21 protein-coding genes are annotated in these 14,683 nt (G+C 38.6%); 3 read left to right on the top strand and 18 right to left on the bottom strand.

Annotation, left to right across the window (positions count from 1 at the left end; all coding sequences use genetic code 11):
* Positions 1-127: 127 nt before the first annotated feature.
* The 15 genes from DWU89_RS16145 to DWU89_RS16230 all read right to left on the bottom strand — a co-directional run bounded on the left by DWU89_RS16145 (position 128) and on the right by DWU89_RS16230 (position 10,647).
* A complete protein-coding gene (locus DWU89_RS16145) occupies positions 128-1,810 on the bottom strand; it encodes a terminase large subunit (RefSeq protein WP_115500663.1) in 1,683 nt (560 codons plus the stop codon).
* The gene (locus DWU89_RS16150) at positions 1,807-2,301 is read right to left on the bottom strand and encodes a P27 family phage terminase small subunit (RefSeq protein ID WP_115500664.1); all 495 of its coding nucleotides are present in this window, start codon (positions 2,299-2,301) and stop codon (positions 1,807-1,809) included. Before DWU89_RS16150 ends, DWU89_RS16145 begins: the two co-directional genes overlap by 4 nt.
* 268 nt (positions 2,302-2,569) lie before the next feature.
* The gene (locus tag DWU89_RS16155; RefSeq protein WP_115500665.1) at positions 2,570-3,475 is read right to left on the bottom strand and encodes a tyrosine-type recombinase/integrase; all 906 of its coding nucleotides are present in this window, start codon (positions 3,473-3,475) and stop codon (positions 2,570-2,572) included.
* Positions 3,476-3,494: 19 nt separating this feature from the next.
* Positions 3,495-4,457: a tyrosine-type recombinase/integrase gene (locus tag DWU89_RS16160; protein ID WP_115500666.1), complete on the bottom strand. Its 963-nt coding sequence runs from the start codon at positions 4,455-4,457 to the stop codon at positions 3,495-3,497.
* A 589-nt stretch (positions 4,458-5,046) separates the two neighbouring features.
* Entirely contained in the window at positions 5,047-5,865 is an 819-nt protein-coding gene (locus DWU89_RS16175; RefSeq protein ID WP_115500669.1) for a DNA adenine methylase, read from the bottom strand.
* A 15-nt stretch (positions 5,866-5,880) separates the two neighbouring features.
* Positions 5,881-6,081, bottom strand: a complete 201-nt coding sequence (locus tag DWU89_RS16180) for a hypothetical protein (protein WP_115500670.1) — start codon at positions 6,079-6,081, stop codon at positions 5,881-5,883.
* Between the two features lie 12 nt (positions 6,082-6,093).
* Positions 6,094-6,300, bottom strand: coding sequence for a hypothetical protein (locus DWU89_RS16185; protein ID WP_115500671.1), 207 nt, complete (start codon positions 6,298-6,300; stop codon positions 6,094-6,096).
* A 216-nt stretch (positions 6,301-6,516) separates the two neighbouring features.
* Entirely contained in the window at positions 6,517-6,870 is a 354-nt protein-coding gene (locus tag DWU89_RS16195) for a hypothetical protein (RefSeq protein WP_115500673.1), read from the bottom strand.
* Positions 6,845-7,219 (bottom strand): HNH endonuclease, encoded by a 375-nt coding sequence (locus tag DWU89_RS21305; protein ID WP_115500674.1) that lies wholly within the window; start codon positions 7,217-7,219, stop codon positions 6,845-6,847. Before DWU89_RS21305 ends, DWU89_RS16195 begins: the two co-directional genes overlap by 26 nt.
* Positions 7,197-8,558: a replicative DNA helicase gene (gene dnaB / locus DWU89_RS16205; protein ID WP_115500675.1), complete on the bottom strand. Its 1,362-nt coding sequence runs from the start codon at positions 8,556-8,558 to the stop codon at positions 7,197-7,199. The genes DWU89_RS21305 and dnaB overlap by 23 nt, the downstream gene beginning before the upstream one ends.
* On the bottom strand, positions 8,527-9,240 hold the full coding sequence (locus DWU89_RS16210; protein WP_115500676.1) for a Lin1244/Lin1753 domain-containing protein: 714 nt from the start codon (positions 9,238-9,240) through the stop codon (positions 8,527-8,529). Before DWU89_RS16210 ends, dnaB begins: the two co-directional genes overlap by 32 nt.
* An 11-nt stretch (positions 9,241-9,251) precedes the next feature.
* Positions 9,252-9,833, bottom strand: a complete 582-nt coding sequence (locus DWU89_RS16215) for a SprT-like domain-containing protein (RefSeq protein ID WP_115500677.1) — start codon at positions 9,831-9,833, stop codon at positions 9,252-9,254.
* Complete coding sequence (locus DWU89_RS16220; RefSeq protein ID WP_115500678.1) at positions 9,826-10,035, bottom strand: hypothetical protein; 210 nt, start codon at positions 10,033-10,035, stop codon at positions 9,826-9,828. Before DWU89_RS16220 ends, DWU89_RS16215 begins: the two co-directional genes overlap by 8 nt.
* Before the next feature lie 5 nt (positions 10,036-10,040).
* A complete protein-coding gene (locus DWU89_RS16225) occupies positions 10,041-10,430 on the bottom strand; it encodes a hypothetical protein (RefSeq protein WP_115500679.1) in 390 nt (129 codons plus the stop codon).
* A gap of 7 nt (positions 10,431-10,437) precedes the next feature.
* Positions 10,438-10,647, bottom strand: a complete 210-nt coding sequence (locus DWU89_RS16230) for a hypothetical protein (protein WP_147292133.1) — start codon at positions 10,645-10,647, stop codon at positions 10,438-10,440.
* Between the two features lie 152 nt (positions 10,648-10,799).
* Between DWU89_RS16230 and DWU89_RS16235 the strand changes: the two genes are divergently transcribed.
* The 3 genes from DWU89_RS16235 to DWU89_RS16245 all read left to right on the top strand — a co-directional run bounded on the left by DWU89_RS16235 (position 10,800) and on the right by DWU89_RS16245 (position 12,463).
* Positions 10,800-11,420, top strand: coding sequence for a hypothetical protein (locus DWU89_RS16235; RefSeq protein WP_115500681.1), 621 nt, complete (start codon positions 10,800-10,802; stop codon positions 11,418-11,420).
* 182 nt (positions 11,421-11,602) lie between these two features.
* Positions 11,603-12,250 (top strand): XRE family transcriptional regulator, encoded by a 648-nt coding sequence (locus DWU89_RS16240; RefSeq protein ID WP_115500682.1) that lies wholly within the window; start codon positions 11,603-11,605, stop codon positions 12,248-12,250.
* Between the two features lie 21 nt (positions 12,251-12,271).
* Positions 12,272-12,463, top strand: a complete 192-nt coding sequence (locus DWU89_RS16245) for a hypothetical protein (RefSeq protein WP_115500683.1) — start codon at positions 12,272-12,274, stop codon at positions 12,461-12,463.
* 58 nt (positions 12,464-12,521) lie between these two features.
* Here DWU89_RS16245 and DWU89_RS16250 read toward each other — a convergent pair whose 3' ends face one another.
* From DWU89_RS16250 to DWU89_RS16255, 3 genes are all read right to left on the bottom strand, one after another.
* Positions 12,522-12,911, bottom strand: a complete 390-nt coding sequence (locus tag DWU89_RS16250) for a DUF5053 domain-containing protein (RefSeq protein WP_115500684.1) — start codon at positions 12,909-12,911, stop codon at positions 12,522-12,524.
* Between the two features lie 41 nt (positions 12,912-12,952).
* Positions 12,953-13,099 (bottom strand): hypothetical protein, encoded by a 147-nt coding sequence (locus tag DWU89_RS20825; protein ID WP_167451709.1) that lies wholly within the window; start codon positions 13,097-13,099, stop codon positions 12,953-12,955.
* 89 nt (positions 13,100-13,188) lie between these two features.
* Positions 13,189-14,457, bottom strand: coding sequence for a phage integrase SAM-like domain-containing protein (locus DWU89_RS16255; RefSeq protein WP_115500685.1), 1,269 nt, complete (start codon positions 14,455-14,457; stop codon positions 13,189-13,191).
* Positions 14,458-14,683: the final 226 nt, after the last annotated feature.

A 14,683-nucleotide genomic window follows, 5' to 3' on the forward strand; every position in this document is an offset into this window, starting at 1 on the left:
TATATTTATTACAAAACAGCAAAAGGCGCATAAATTCTTATTTACCGAATTTACGCGCCTTTCAATATTACAAATAATTAACTAAATAGCATTACACATTTAACAGTATAACACTATTGTTTAAACGTTACATTTTCACCGTATAAAAGCCTTTATATGTATATGTGCTCTCATCTTCGTCTTTTGACATATAAGTTCCATAAGCATTTGCCATAGAAACAACTCCATCAATCTTTTCAATACTCCTTTTTTTATCAAGTTTGATGTTATCGTTCGCATCCCGGTACACAACGACATTCCTAAACATCCATCGGATAACAGGATTACCCATCAAATCAATAGACCCTGCCGTTACATCTGCTTCTATCTTCTTAGTCGGTTCCGACATGTTTTGCATGGATTGGCTAAACTCATCCAGCAATTCGTCAAAACCTTCTTTCTGTAATCCCTGTATAACACCGTGATAAGCTTTAGCGGGGTCAAAGGCTATTCTTTTGACATCATACTTTTTCAATACACTGGACAAATCCGATACAAAGAAGTCTATGTCAATCACATCACCTGGCGTTATGTTGATCCAACCTTCTTTATGCCATTGCCTGTAATCAATCCGATCCTCTTTTTGAATAACTTTTCCTTCCGGAATCCAAAAATAAAACCGAAAAGCCGGGACAGGCAGTTTCGGAAAATATAACGCAAGTGAGTTAATATCGACATGAGAAGCAAGGTCAAGCCCGGCATAGCATTCTTGGCCGGACAAATCTTCCTCCGTTGTTCCGTGATCACAAGCTAAAACTTTTTCGTCCTGAATCCAAACATCAGGTGCATCCACCCACATATTCAAGTTTTTTGTCTTGAAATTAACCTCTTTAGTTCCTCCTTTATTCTTCGCGCTTGTAAATTCATTCTGCATATAATGCTCATATACTGATATCCCATAATTTGGATTTGCCTTCTGCCACGTTACCAAGTCATCCCATTCGTCCCCCTTATCAGGGCAATATATAATGACAAACGTATTCTCCTGAATCTTGACACCTTTCAATATGTCAACATACAACGAACGCATTGAATAATATGGGAGTGACATATTACTACCCGCCGTCGTAATTGAAAATACCAATGGTTGCCGCCTGGCCCCCATACCGGTAGTTATAAGATGATACAGATCGTCACTTGTCCAGGCGTGCATCTCATCACAGATAGCACAATGTGGAGACAAACCATCTTTATTCTTTGTCTCTTTAGACAGTGGTTTATAACTTGATGCTGTACGTTCATAGACTATAGATGTTTTCCAGACAGTGAGATATGCTTTCAATTCTGGGGATTGCTCGATCATCAGCTTTGCCGCATCCCAACAAATGGATGCCTGTGTCTTATCTACAGCCGCCGAATAAACTTCTGCACCGGCTTCCCCATCCAGGACAAGCATAAACAATGCAATCCCGGCGGCAAATGTTGTCTTTCCATTTTTTCGGGCAACCTCAACATTCGCATACATGAACCGCCTCCGCCCGTCTGCCGTTTTCCACCCAAACACACACCAGACAATAAAACACTGCCAATCTTCTAATTCCAATTCTTTTCCAGCCCATTCACCCTTATAGTGCCGAAGCAATGTAAAGAATGCGAGGGCTGTCTTTGCTGCTTTCTCATCAAAATACAACCCCTTCTCCGTTGCATTTTCCATGTCGTCCAAATGTCTTTTTACTGCCAGCTTTTCAAGTTCTCCGGCAACCCTTTCCCCCGACATAACTCTATCAATATACGACAGGGCTTTCTTTTTATATATCTCCGACTTTTTCATATATTCGCAAGTAAATTTTTAAACGGGTCCTGCTCTTCATGTTCTTGTTGGTTGATCCTCTGTCTGGAGACAGGAGTAAAACCGAACTCCGCCCCTATCCGATTAACATCATCAACCATTTGCTTGTACATTTTAGTTTCCGGACGGACCACATAACCGGTCAATCGCCCTTCCTTATCGTATTTTTCTTCTGCCGGTTTCCGCATACCTTCCATACAGGAAAACAATACATCCAAGCTATTAGCGTACACGGCCAGATGCTCTATATCCAATTCGGTAAGAACCCCCAGCGCAATAAGTTGGTTAGCTTTCGTTTTAAAAATCTCCTTTGCCCTTTTCGTTGGCAACAATTTCAAACGAGACGTTGACAATATCTTTTTTATGTCTGTTATCCGGTCTGCATGATCTACAGATCCAGACAGTCTACAGGGCTGATCTGTCCCCCTTAAAATTTTCACCGCATCCGGCGTTACTTTTCTTCCTTTAGCCATATCTATTGTATTTATAAAAAACTCCAATTTTGCACGCACGCGTTTTGGGTTAAGGGCGTGGTCTCGGCAAATTTTGATTCAGAGATTTTCACCCCCCTCCCCCTGTCTGATCCACACACACTTAAACCGCTCCAAAGTCTCATCACAAAAAGTCGCTAACTAAACAAGGTACTATGCAATACATAAAAGTATAAACTATTACATTACACACCCAGACCATCGTTTTATAATGTTTTCAAACGCCATTTGAAGCCATTCCAGCCGCATATCAGAACGCATCATCCAGAGCACGGACAGCAGGATTATCCAACCTTAAATCTTCGTCTACAGACTTCAAATAGATTTCCGTTGTTTCAATCCTTCTATGCCCTAACATCAATTGTACTTCTTTGATGGGAACTTTATTCATTATAGCCTGCACTGCTGCCGTGTGTCTTAATGAATGTGCCGTTTTCTGCTTTGAATAAACTCCGGCCTTTTTCATATAAGTTGTCACAATCTTACTAATTCCTTTAGGAGTAAGAGGGTGTTCACCCGTTGTACAATGAGTAAGGAATACATATTCAGATCCATCACTCACCCCTCTAAAACTTATATAATCCATAACAGGCTGTATTGCTTTATTCGTCAGTCCTAAACGTTCTGTCCGCTCATTGTCGCCTTTGCGCTGTATCAAGATAGAACATCGGTTATCATGCATACACACATCACATACACGTAACCTTGACGCTTCCACGCATCGGATACCAGAACGCAGCATTAAATTAATCAATGCATAATTACGTTTACCCGATACTGTCTCTGTATCTATCACGCTATAAAGCCTGGATATCTCATCGACCGAAAGATGAGACTTTCTATATCCTATTCTTTTATGTCTAAGCTTTATACCTGCCGCAATATTCTCATGTTCACCTATAGCCTCACAATATTCAAAGAACATTCTTACTACTGTCAAGTAAGAATCTATTGTATTCTCTGACTTCTCTTCACGCAACAGAGTAGACTTATATTCTATAACATCAGATCGCTTCAGGTCCTTTATATTACGGCCTGTAATCACAACCCATTTGGCAAACTGATTAAGGATTCTTAGATACAAAGCTCTACTATTGTCCCTTATATCCTGATTACCAACAAATTCTTTTGACAACTTACTAAACAATTGCTTCATAATATTCTATTTAGTCAATCTATGATAGATATCCGGTCCCGGCTAATGATCTCGCATTATCCTCTAATGTTAATCGATTATAGCGGGAAAAACAAGCAGAGGACTTGTGACCGGTTAGTTTCATTATCATATTCTCCGGAACCTTATCACGTATTGTATTGGTAATAAACGTTCGTCGTGCAGTATGAGAGGAAACCATATCACACTTTTCTTTTTTCACCATCACAATTTGACCTCCCTGATCTTCTTCGTAAGTTATGAGGTCTGTTAATCCTGCTTTTCGGCAGATCAATTTTATTGTTTTGTTGAAATATTGAATACATCGTGCATCAGGTAAACTCCCGTCATATTTTGCAAATATTTCTCTCACATAATCTGTCACGGGAACGACTGCTTTATTTTTCGTTTTCTTTTGGAGAATGAAAATATTATCTCCCTTAATATTATCCATTGAGATACGAGAATAATCAGAATACCGTTGTCCAGTCATGCAACCTACAATAAAAAGATCCCGGATTTCTTCTTGCTTTTTTGTCAGCCCATCATAATAATAAAGCCGAGCAATTTCTTTTTCTTTCAGATAAATATGCGTGGATTCATTTTCCCTAACCTTAGCATCTGTATATGAATCATCAACAGCCCATCCGTTTAGGTAAGCCTTTCCAAGTAAGTACTTCAGCTTTATCACGATGGCTTGTATAGTGGATGTTTTAAGCCCTTTTTCAACATAGAGATATTCTACAAATCCGTCAATTTCCTCTTTGCCTATATCTTTGGTAGAAAAGGAACGCCCTATTGATTCCTGATAAGAAAGAAAATGCTCCAACAGGTTATGAAACGCATTGAAGTGTCTTCCTTTCTTTTTCAAGTTAATATAAATTACCCCAAACTGAATAAAATTCTTTGTCGGTAATTTGCGATAATATTCGCTTTGAAGTTGTTCGTTCGTATATTGTGAAAAATCTAACTGAAGTGCTCCCATGATTGATTGTATATTTTGTAAATCAGAAAATTACACTACATTTGTAGTGTTGATAGCCAATCTGCATTATGCAGGTGAGAGTTTACAAAGCCGTTCGGTTGCCACCGGGCGGCTTTGCTGTTCTATTCAAATGTTTCACTACTTTCGTGATATGAGCTATTTGATATCAAAAGAGCCTTCTGTATCCAACAACATAATCTTTATAGTCTGTCCATTCGCATTCAGCCTCCCGGCGGGCTGAGTTCAATAGATATCCAACGATCTTTATAAGACTCCCAAAACCTATAATTAATATACATAGGAGATACCACAATAGATAAAATGGGAGCAATCCATATACTATCAGTTTTATTAGCTTATCTGGTTCCATTTGTTTTAGTTACAAATTAAGTTTCTCAATAAATTCTTTCGCCTTACCACGATTGATAAATCGTTCATCAGATTTGTGCCTTCCGGCAATTACGGTACATAAGAAAAAATCAGTCTTATCACAATTTACTTGCAGACTGCAATTATCACACGGCTCGCCGGTTCTCGACGAAACCAACTCGTGCAGCTCATCATTGATTATTATTCCGTTCATTACTATTTAATGTTGAAATAATGTTTTTTCTATATCGTAATTGAAAACTAATATCTCTGTTCTCTTTTCAACGCGTTGTCCCCTACCGAGATGATTCACCTTGAGGTCTAACTCTACGGTCCGGAAATTCCATCCAAACTTCTGTATGAAATATCGGAGAGTCTGGCACCAGTAGTTTGATAAGATAAATTTTCCTTTGATCGTAGAGAGCAGCTTCAAAAGATTGTAGAGATCTGTATGAGTATAGCCGGAATAATACTGTTGTACACACCCCGGATAAGGTGGATCAAGATAGAAGAATGTGTTTTCTGAATCTCTCTCTTTAATTACCCTAAGAGCATCCCGGCAGGAAATTTGTACTTGTTCCAGTCTGTCACGCAGCTGCTCCCCGAACTCAATACGCTTGTTGCGTATAAATATACCTGAATGGGATCCGGAAGTTCCATTGCACCACTTCCAACCACCATGCATAGATCCAGCAAAGGATCCGTTCGTTATCATCCAGACCGCCCAAGCCTTTTCTATGTTGGACGCTTCGCACCGGCCGTTCCAGACATCTTTCGCATAGTAATACATCGATTCCGAATGTAGGGTATTCCGGATCCTTTCTTGCAATTCAGGGAAACTGTTTTGCGCTGCCAGGTAAAAGTTAATTAGCATATCGTTATGATCATTGATCGCTTCTACCCCAGCCTTTGGCTTCCGGAAGAAAACAGCCCCGCCACCGAAGAAAGGCTCACAGTACAATTTGTGTCCCGGCATCATGGATATAATGGTGTCGGCCAGGCGCTGCTTGCCTCCGTAGTATGTTATTGGAGTTCTCATTTGACTCAAGATTTTTTAGTTGTTAATCAATTGACAAATTTCATCTGATATGCCTTTAAAGACTTCATATAGCCTTAACCATTCTTCCCGTTCTCCATCCGGTAATTTGCTTAACTCTGGAGTGTTCATTCCGCGATTACGAAATATAATATCCATTTGTGTACTACATTCGTAACTTAAGTCAAGCAACTTTTTTAATTCTTCACCTTTACTCATGATTTAATACATTTATTTATTGACCAAATACGCTTTATCATTTAATGTTCTAAACGCCGTAATACTTCCATTTTCAACCAAATGATTCAATGTTGTTATTACTTCCCTACACATCTCCGAAATAAGTTCTATTTCAGTCACATGATCAGGGACAATTCTATTCTTCTTTTTTTCCTCATGCAATCGTTCTATTATTGCGAGAATATCTATACTACTCATCTGGAACCCAATCTATAGTAATTACCGCTTTTATCTTCTTATGTCCCTTACAGACGCCACAAGTATAATCGGCATATTGATTATATCCGACCTGTTCATGCCAAACGCCACGCCCCAGACAATAAGGGCATTCTACCCCTGTTATCTCCAACTTTTCAGCCGAAGTTGTATAAGAAGGGGGTTCTACCGTTATTATCGTTGATTTCCGGCTCATAATCATTCACCTAACATTGAATTATCCAATGCTCTTTTAATATGTGGATCAAGCTTTATATAACTGATATTCTTATCACATAATTGATCGACCAGAACATCTACAGTGCTAATAACTTTCATCCATCTACCGGAACATTTGTCAAATTTTCGGCGAATAGCTTCCAGTAAAACAACAGAAGCTTCTTCCATTGTTATTGAAGAAGAGCAATAGCCTAATTCACGAGCTATATCTTTAAAAATCTGGCAATCCTCTATGTCGTCATTATAGAATATCTGTTCCAAAAAATCCAACAAATTTTCTGTTGAACGAATATCCTTTTCATTTGCTTTAGCTATTTTTATTTCCAGTTCCATTTTTCCTAAATTCTTGTATTATTTTTTTATCTCTATTTCCTTTTTCAGCATTGCATTTGCTGCACAGAGATTGCCAGTTTGACGAATCGAAAAAGTCACCGCAAACCGGGTAAGGAACAATGTGGTCCACTACTTCCGCAGGCTTTATAATCCCCTTGCTTTTGCATATCTCACACAACGGATGATCTTGCCGGAAAGCCCGACTCATCCGTGTCCATCGCGAAGTATGATATTCGTCGGATGATCTGACACGTTTATATCCGGAAGGCTTTTCGGATCTTACGCCATATAGCCGTGTCGTTTTTTTTGTCGGTTTCGTTGCCATGTCAAAATGGAATTTCCGTATCATAATCAGCAAACCGCGTCAGGCTTTCGTTGTAGCGAAACTTTATATCCCCACTTCGCCCATCTCTTTGTTTAGCAATCCGAATAACTCCAACGCCCTTTTCCTCATTTTTGTCGTAATATTCCGGACGGTGGATCATCAAAACTACATCTGCATCCTGTTCAATGGATCCGGATTCCCGAAGGTCTGACAGGATCGGCGTTTTATCAGACCGCTCTTCACATTTGCGGGAAAGCTGGGAAAGCAGCATAACAGGGATGTTCAACGATTTAGCAAGCTGCTTAGCCTCTTTCGTACACTGTGTCACCTCCTGTTCCCTGGTATAGCTTTTATTACCAGCCGTCATGTTTACCAATTGCAGGTAGTCAATCACAACCAACGAGCATTTGCCCTTTCTCTGCAAGTTCTTTGCCCTTGATTTGATCTGCCCGATCGTAAGGCCAGAGGTGTCGTCAATCGTTATTGGCAAAGCGCTAAGTTGGTCTACAGCACTACACATCTGTTTCTCTCCCTCATTTGTCAATCGTGCATTACGATAATCTCCAGCATTCAAATCGCCGGCAGAGATAATTAATCTATCTGATAATGAAACATTTGACATTTCAAGTGAGAAAATAACTACAGCGATTCCCGCTAAAGCGGCATTCAACGCCACATTAAGGGCAAAAGCCGTTTTACCCATAGCCGGGCGGGCCGCTAAAATGATCAGTTGCTGCTCTCTTAATCCGGAAAGCTCTCTATCTAACTTGCTCAATCCTGTCAATACACCACTTTTTAGCCCTTTTTCAGCCCTTTCGCGCTTCAGTTGATACAACTCCACCGACAGAGCAACAGCACGTCTTAAATCAATCGTATTAGCCTCATACATGGTTGAAGACGAAATATCTTCTAACATTCTGATCGCTTCATAGAGAGTATCGTCTACATCCAGCGACATATCGTAAGCCTTCGACGTTATCGAATGACCTGCCATAACAAGCAGTCTCGCAATATAGAGCTGGTGAAGATATCTTGCATGTTGGACCAGGTTAGCACATGAAGAAACCGAAGAGACAAGTTCAGACAAATACAACGCCCCTCCCACTTCTTCCAACTTGCCTGTTCTGTTTAAACGGGCAAATACAAGCATCATATCCGGTGCATTACCTTCCAGGGAAATTGATTTTACCGCTTCATAGATCGCATCGTGACCTGGCTTGTAAAAGACTTCAGGCCGTAAGATATCACCAACCTCATTAATCGCCGTCGATTCCAACATAAGCATTCCAAGCACAACCTTTTCCACTTTTTCGTTATGCGGGAACTCCCTGCTACAGTTCTGTATATTGCTTCGATTTTTCATTTGATTGTTGTTTTTTTGATTTATCTTCTTTTTCCCAGGTGCGGACAGCCGCTTTCCAGTCTTTCATCTTGTTTTTCCCGACCATCCAGCCTTTCGACTGGTAGAAGTTGTAAAACTTTTCGGAATCAACGTTATTTCCACGATCCCTACAATAAGCCTCTATTTCAGAAAGTTGTGGGGGTCTAAAAGCGTCAGCTTTTTTCTTTATACCTTTCTTTTTTATTTCATTTCTTTTCATTTCATTTTGGATAAAATCGGAGTCTGTTCGGAGTCCGTTCGGATTACTATCGGATAACTCACTAACAGGCAATGCAATACGCTTACCCCATCTAACCTCATTTGCGACTTTTGATGCTATTTTTCTTCTATCTATCTTATCCAACATCACCTGCATTCTATCCCTCAATGACTGCGAATAGAAAAAATAATCATCCGTCACCTGGAATAATCCAAAAGCAGAAATAACCGTTTTTAGTTTTGCCTCCGACATCTGGAACCTCGCAGCAATAGCAGGAACCAACTGGATAGACATTTTGTACTCCGGTTGCACACGGAGCAACTCAACCAACCCCCAAAATGCACCGTACCCCTCCATCCCAAGCTGGGATATCAGTAACATACATTTCGGATCATTCATCGCATCAGCATCGTGCGAAAAATAATAAGCTTCACCTTTTGACATATTGTAATTTTTTATTTCATCTCACGTTGCATTTCCTTATCACAAACAGGGCAGACAGGAACAGCCATATCAAGCCATTTAGCCGACACCCTGACAGTATATCCGCATTCCAAACATGTACATTTATGGATCCGGCATTTATCCGGTTTTTGAGAGGCCGACAGGCAGTTTGTTGGCACTAATGGCGCATGTGGAAACTTTCCTATATTCTTCTCTATCATCCTAAAACGCGCTTGCAGATCCTGCCCTGCCACACTTGAAGACATTTTACCCTCCAAGCCTATTTTCAGGCCACATTTAGCAAACTCTTTACCGTGTCCGCTGATACCACAAGCATGAACCATTTCATGAGCCACAACCGACAGAATACCATCTGCACCGGTTACATCCGCAATGGTGGGGTTAATGTAAATTTGGCATATCTTATCGGTTGCAACTTCCGCCTTCCAACACACGCCTAAAACGCGCCTTTTACTCAATCCACCCTTTGCAGGGAAACCGATCGATATTTTCACTTCCGGCACTTTGTATTCAGGCTCAAAAAGCGGCCGGAGTTCACCCACTGCCATATTTAACCATTCTTCCCTATTCATGATTTTTCTTTTTAGGATTAACCATTTTGACTACTACATATCGCCCTAATCCTGCAAAGGTTTCCGTGCTAAATTTATAGCCTTCAAACTTCAATCGTTGTATTGTATTTACAACCGATGTTCTTTTGTGAATCGGAAAAACCTTCGCCTCGCTTACGGGTAAATCCCGTAACAGCTGGGACATTGTTTTCTTTTCTTCCATTCCTTTTACTTTAAAATTCGCCGTGTCCCTTTCAATACATTCCCCTCTTCCAGGGCTTTTTCAATTTCTATTACCCGATAATATACGACACCTTTAGCCTTTCTTATCAAGCATCCTTCTTCGTCGTAAGCTTCGCGCAGATCAAACTTATATTGTTGCAAATACCCCCTACGAACCAAAGCCGTAATAACAGATTTTCCATACCGTATATGAGCTTCATTCTGTGTTAGAAGAATTTTAGGATCAGATGCAATCTTTTCACGCTCTTCACGAGCCACTTTGATAGCTGCCCGTGTAATCGCATCATAATCGACAATCACCGGTATACCGGCTGAATGCTGTGCAAGTGACAAAGCTTGCTCCAACAATGTTGCTACTGGATTTGCTCTTTCCATAATCTTCCTATTTTATTCTTGTTACTACTACTTCATCGATCATTCCACGATCAGAAACATCAAACAAATACCCCTCTTTACATTTAAGATCTGTCGTCGTTGTTCTGACAACCGAGGCTTTGAATTGACGGCTCTTAATGGTCAGTTTACTACCTATTGGCATCTCACGTAATGAATCCTTCAAAAGAATTTTCGTTTTAAACTTTGCTTGTGTCATATCTTTATTAAATTTGTGAATCATTTTACTTTATCAATCCGATTTAGTCGTTTGATTGATTAAGACAATGCAAACATACGGTATATATTCCGTACAAACAAGACAAATACGGAGTATATACAATAAATAAACTTTAATTAACTGTTTCCGGCATGGGATTTATAAAAAGCAACTGGATTTCTTTATTGGCTATATTGATTTCTATATCAACATTTTTCACATTTTTCATCAGGATTGAACCATTCACAATTACAAATGGGGCTATGATAGGGGTTGTTATAGGCTTAATGGGGGTTTGTGCCACAATAATGGTAGCAACACAAGTATTTCATTTACGATTTACAGAAGAAAGGTTTAAAGCAATAGCAAAAAAAGAGACTAACATATTAAAGTATCACTCTGACACAAACATAATAAAGACATTGTACAGAGTCGAAACCCTTTCAATGTTGGATCTTGCAAATAAAAAAATGTGGCACGAATTTGTAAAAACGACTACAATCTTAATTGGTTATTTAGAAGATTTAAAAGACAATGTAAGAGCAAGTCAATTAAACCAATCACTCACAGACATTGACAATGAATGTGCGTTTTATGATATTTTAGATGATAAAGACAGGACTGAATTTCGGCAGAATATAATTAAATTAAGTAGACTATTAAATGATCCTTCCGATCTGCTTACAAGATTTAGTCGTCAAATTCATCCATCCATCTATGACCAAAATAAAGACTACGAGAGGAACTCCCATCAAAACGCGAAGAGTCTATAGATTCTTCATGACCCGGCTTTATTGATATAAATATAGCCAATACAATAAGAATAGGACATAAAGAGATCACTATTATAATAAAGCAACTAAATATGAAAGTCATACAAATATTTTAACAGGTATAAGAATATTACAAATATACGGAATATACTCCGTACAACAATTATATTATAGAATATATCATGGACATAAAAGACAGATTAAAGGAAATAAGAGATTATGCAAAAATGGGGCAAACCAACTTTGAGAAGCATACGGGTATCTCCAGTGGGTATTTTAATAAAGTTAAGAGCTCTATAGGTTCAGACACAATATTAAAAATTATCAATAAGTTTCCAGAGATAAATGTAGATTGGCTTATCACCGGCAAAGGTGAAATGCTAAAAAAAACAGAAGCTGAAAAACCCTCTATCAATTACATACATAAAGGATCACCTTATTATAATGTAGACTTTATAGGAGGATTTGATCTTGTACTGAATGATCAGACTCTAAATCCTGATTATTATATTGATTTTGCTCCTTTTAATAAAGACGGAGTTGTATGGTGCAACCTTACAGGGCACTCTATGGAGCCGGAATTGAGCAATGGAGATTACATTGCGATGAAAGAAATGACTGATCCAATCGAATATTTGCCCTATGGTGAAGTCTATGGCTTTATTACAAACAGCTATCGGACCGTTAAACGCATGGGAAAATCAGATAAAGACGGTTTCATTCGTCTAATCCCAACAAACAAGAGTCCTGAATACAGCGATCAAGACATTCCTATTAGCATGATCCGCAAAGTTTATGCAGTATTAGGTAGTATGCACAGATTATTTTAAACAATCTAAATATAAAACATCATGGAAAACATGCCTATCGGTATCATTTGGCTATTAGCCATCATCGGAGTATTCTTCTTATGTCGAGAACTATTATGTTGGTATTGGAAGATCAACAAAAGTATTGCCAATCAAGAACGCATAATCGAATTACTTGATACTTTAGTAAAACAAGGTCAGGTAAGCATAAAATCAAACCAAAAAACAGAATAACAAAAAAATCCCCGCACGGCTCAAATGCGGGGATTTGTGTAATTAAAAACAAAGTGCTTTAAAGAACAGCACTTATTGAGCCTAATTTCTTTGAGAGGTCAGAAAGGGCCAGTTTAAGCGTCGATAACTCTTCATCCGTAAATGAGGACTCCTTACCGTTGACGATATCTCCGTTCAATTTATGAGCAAGCCAACTACGTGTTTTACCGAAATAATTTTGAGCGATATAAGACATAGACACTATTTTAGTAACTTCCCCCATCTTTTCCGACACGGTCAGTTCATCAAGCCGGTTAGCCGTTTCTTTTATCAAACGCTCCAACGCTTCTCCATATGCTTTAGGATCGCTATTTTGTAACTCAAACATAGCATTTTTAACAGCCTCCTTTTCTTCTTTTGTCTTTGCCATCCTTTTGCGGGTAGCCAGTTCTTTTATCTTATCGTACATATTCGTTTGATTTAGCCGGGGCTTACCGCCCCGGCTGGTGATTACTTCTTTTTTAATTTATCCTCAAGTTCTTTTATCTCCTTATCCGCTATCTTTTTTTGATACCCGGTATCGAATTTTTTGTAGTACTCAAGGTAAAATAGCAAGTCCTCTTCTGCTTCTTTCTGTTCTTTACTTTTCCGCTTCATCACCTCCTTTGTTTTTAATTACAATGCAAATATAATCAACATTTGTTTATTATACAAGCAAAAGCCTATTTATTTTCAACAAATGTTTATTATTTAACACTATCGACAAATACATAATCCAGAACCTTCCTAACAACCTTGTCCACCCGGCTAAAATCAGGCTTAACATAAGTATCTGTCATTTTAAAACCAGATGCATGTGTCAGACATAAGGCAATATCGGCCATATCTACGCCGCAGCTATTACGGGCAATCGTGGCAAAGCTATGGCGCGCTGCATAGAACGTGATAGGTTCAATTTTCAGATCTTTACATAGCGACTTCATTCCAGAAGCTACAATTTGCCGGAAGCTGCATATATCAGTAAAAAGAGTATAAAGATTAAACACCCGTCCGCCAGTTGTATCTCTATACCGCTCAAAGGTATCTCGAATTTCAGGAGAAATTGGAACAGATATAAAGGCCTTATCTTTTTTCTTCCCCTTCGTCTTAGTTCTAAAATATTCAATCCGCCCCGCATTAAAAGACTCACAAGTAAACAAGTCGATTAAATTTATGCCGGCCAGACAGAAAGAAAGCATAAATATATCCTTTGCTATAGCTCTGGAAAAATGCCTTTTTTGATTAGGTACATACTCTGATATTTTTCTGATGATATCCACATCAGTAGCTTTCTGTTTAAACGAAACATCCTGCTTGGTTTTATAGACTTTGAAAGGATCACCGGGTATAACGATATCTCCAATTTCATAATTATTGTACTGCAACAGCATTCTACCATAAACACTTTTCAATTTTTCCATGTAAGTTTGCACTGATGAGTTTGCCATCGGCTTTCTTTTATATTCTTTATCCCCGATTTTAACCACACGTTCAGATTTCATCCAGCCCTCAAAACGTAATAAAAAAGCAGATGTGATTTTTCTCACCGGAAGATAGTCAGCTCCCAGAAAAGAACATAAATTATTTATCATACAATTCGTTATTGATTTGGATCCATTATCTTTTAATCCGCCCACATACAATCGGGCAAACTCGATAAAGTTCAGATTCTTATCAGTATTCATTTTCTTATCGATAAAATCTGCTACTGCCTTTGCATCATCGCAGTTATCTATCACGTCGTCGTGAGTGTTCAAAATTTTCCTTATCTCTTTTACCCGACTATTAAGAGCATCCACTATATCCCCATCCGTAATAGCACCCATTGATTCGCCTTTTTTAAATCTTACCAACGATGTGTATATCTGGGTTGGCAAATATACCGTAGTACCATTGTGATATACTTTGATCTTTGGATTATATGTTCCGTCCGTTTTTTTGTGGTGTTTAAAAACAACCCATGCTAATGTCGCCATACTGATTTATTTTTATAGTTTTGTCCCTACTTTATGTTTTACAAGGGATTCATCTACATATATTTTGTAACAATATTGTAAAAACAAAGGTCTGAAATAAACAACATCGATTATTTCAGAAGCATATTAAAAAACGACAAAGCATTGAGATTCAGAAAAAAGTAGTAATTTTGTATAACTTCATTTGCATAAACACGGTGTTTGTGCATTTGGAGTGCAAAAATAA

Source organism: Parabacteroides acidifaciens (assembly GCF_003363715.1).
Lineage (GTDB): Bacteria > Bacteroidota > Bacteroidia > Bacteroidales > Tannerellaceae > Parabacteroides > Parabacteroides acidifaciens.

What these genes read in the sequence shown, in the direction of transcription:
- DWU89_RS16145 (WP_115500663.1), bottom strand. Translation starts at nt 1,810, where the DNA reads ATGAAAAAGTCGGAGATATATAAAAAGAAAGCCCTGTCGTATATTGAT.
- DWU89_RS16150 (WP_115500664.1), bottom strand. Translation starts at nt 2,301, where the DNA reads ATGGCTAAAGGAAGAAAAGTAACGCCGGATGCGGTGAAAATTTTAAGG.
- DWU89_RS16155 (WP_115500665.1), bottom strand. Translation starts at nt 3,475, where the DNA reads ATGAAGCAATTGTTTAGTAAGTTGTCAAAAGAATTTGTTGGTAATCAG.
- DWU89_RS16160 (WP_115500666.1), bottom strand. Translation starts at nt 4,457, where the DNA reads ATGGGAGCACTTCAGTTAGATTTTTCACAATATACGAACGAACAACTT.
- DWU89_RS16175 (WP_115500669.1), bottom strand. Translation starts at nt 5,865, where the DNA reads ATGAGAACTCCAATAACATACTACGGAGGCAAGCAGCGCCTGGCCGAC.
- DWU89_RS16180 (WP_115500670.1), bottom strand. Translation starts at nt 6,081, where the DNA reads ATGAGTAAAGGTGAAGAATTAAAAAAGTTGCTTGACTTAAGTTACGAA.
- DWU89_RS16185 (WP_115500671.1), bottom strand. Translation starts at nt 6,300, where the DNA reads ATGAGTAGTATAGATATTCTCGCAATAATAGAACGATTGCATGAGGAA.
- DWU89_RS16195 (WP_115500673.1), bottom strand. Translation starts at nt 6,870, where the DNA reads ATGGAACTGGAAATAAAAATAGCTAAAGCAAATGAAAAGGATATTCGT.
- DWU89_RS21305 (WP_115500674.1), bottom strand. Translation starts at nt 7,219, where the DNA reads ATGATACGGAAATTCCATTTTGACATGGCAACGAAACCGACAAAAAAA.
- dnaB (WP_115500675.1), bottom strand. Translation starts at nt 8,558, where the DNA reads ATGAAAAATCGAAGCAATATACAGAACTGTAGCAGGGAGTTCCCGCAT.
- DWU89_RS16210 (WP_115500676.1), bottom strand. Translation starts at nt 9,240, where the DNA reads ATGTCAAAAGGTGAAGCTTATTATTTTTCGCACGATGCTGATGCGATG.
- DWU89_RS16215 (WP_115500677.1), bottom strand. Translation starts at nt 9,833, where the DNA reads ATGAATAGGGAAGAATGGTTAAATATGGCAGTGGGTGAACTCCGGCCG.
- DWU89_RS16220 (WP_115500678.1), bottom strand. Translation starts at nt 10,035, where the DNA reads ATGGAAGAAAAGAAAACAATGTCCCAGCTGTTACGGGATTTACCCGTA.
- DWU89_RS16225 (WP_115500679.1), bottom strand. Translation starts at nt 10,430, where the DNA reads ATGGAAAGAGCAAATCCAGTAGCAACATTGTTGGAGCAAGCTTTGTCA.
- DWU89_RS16230 (WP_147292133.1), bottom strand. Translation starts at nt 10,647, where the DNA reads ATGACACAAGCAAAGTTTAAAACGAAAATTCTTTTGAAGGATTCATTA.
- DWU89_RS16235 (WP_115500681.1), top strand. Translation starts at nt 10,800, where the DNA reads ATGGGATTTATAAAAAGCAACTGGATTTCTTTATTGGCTATATTGATT.
- DWU89_RS16240 (WP_115500682.1), top strand. Translation starts at nt 11,603, where the DNA reads ATGGACATAAAAGACAGATTAAAGGAAATAAGAGATTATGCAAAAATG.
- DWU89_RS16245 (WP_115500683.1), top strand. Translation starts at nt 12,272, where the DNA reads ATGGAAAACATGCCTATCGGTATCATTTGGCTATTAGCCATCATCGGA.
- DWU89_RS16250 (WP_115500684.1), bottom strand. Translation starts at nt 12,911, where the DNA reads ATGTACGATAAGATAAAAGAACTGGCTACCCGCAAAAGGATGGCAAAG.
- DWU89_RS20825 (WP_167451709.1), bottom strand. Translation starts at nt 13,099, where the DNA reads ATGAAGCGGAAAAGTAAAGAACAGAAAGAAGCAGAAGAGGACTTGCTA.
- DWU89_RS16255 (WP_115500685.1), bottom strand. Translation starts at nt 14,457, where the DNA reads ATGGCGACATTAGCATGGGTTGTTTTTAAACACCACAAAAAAACGGAC.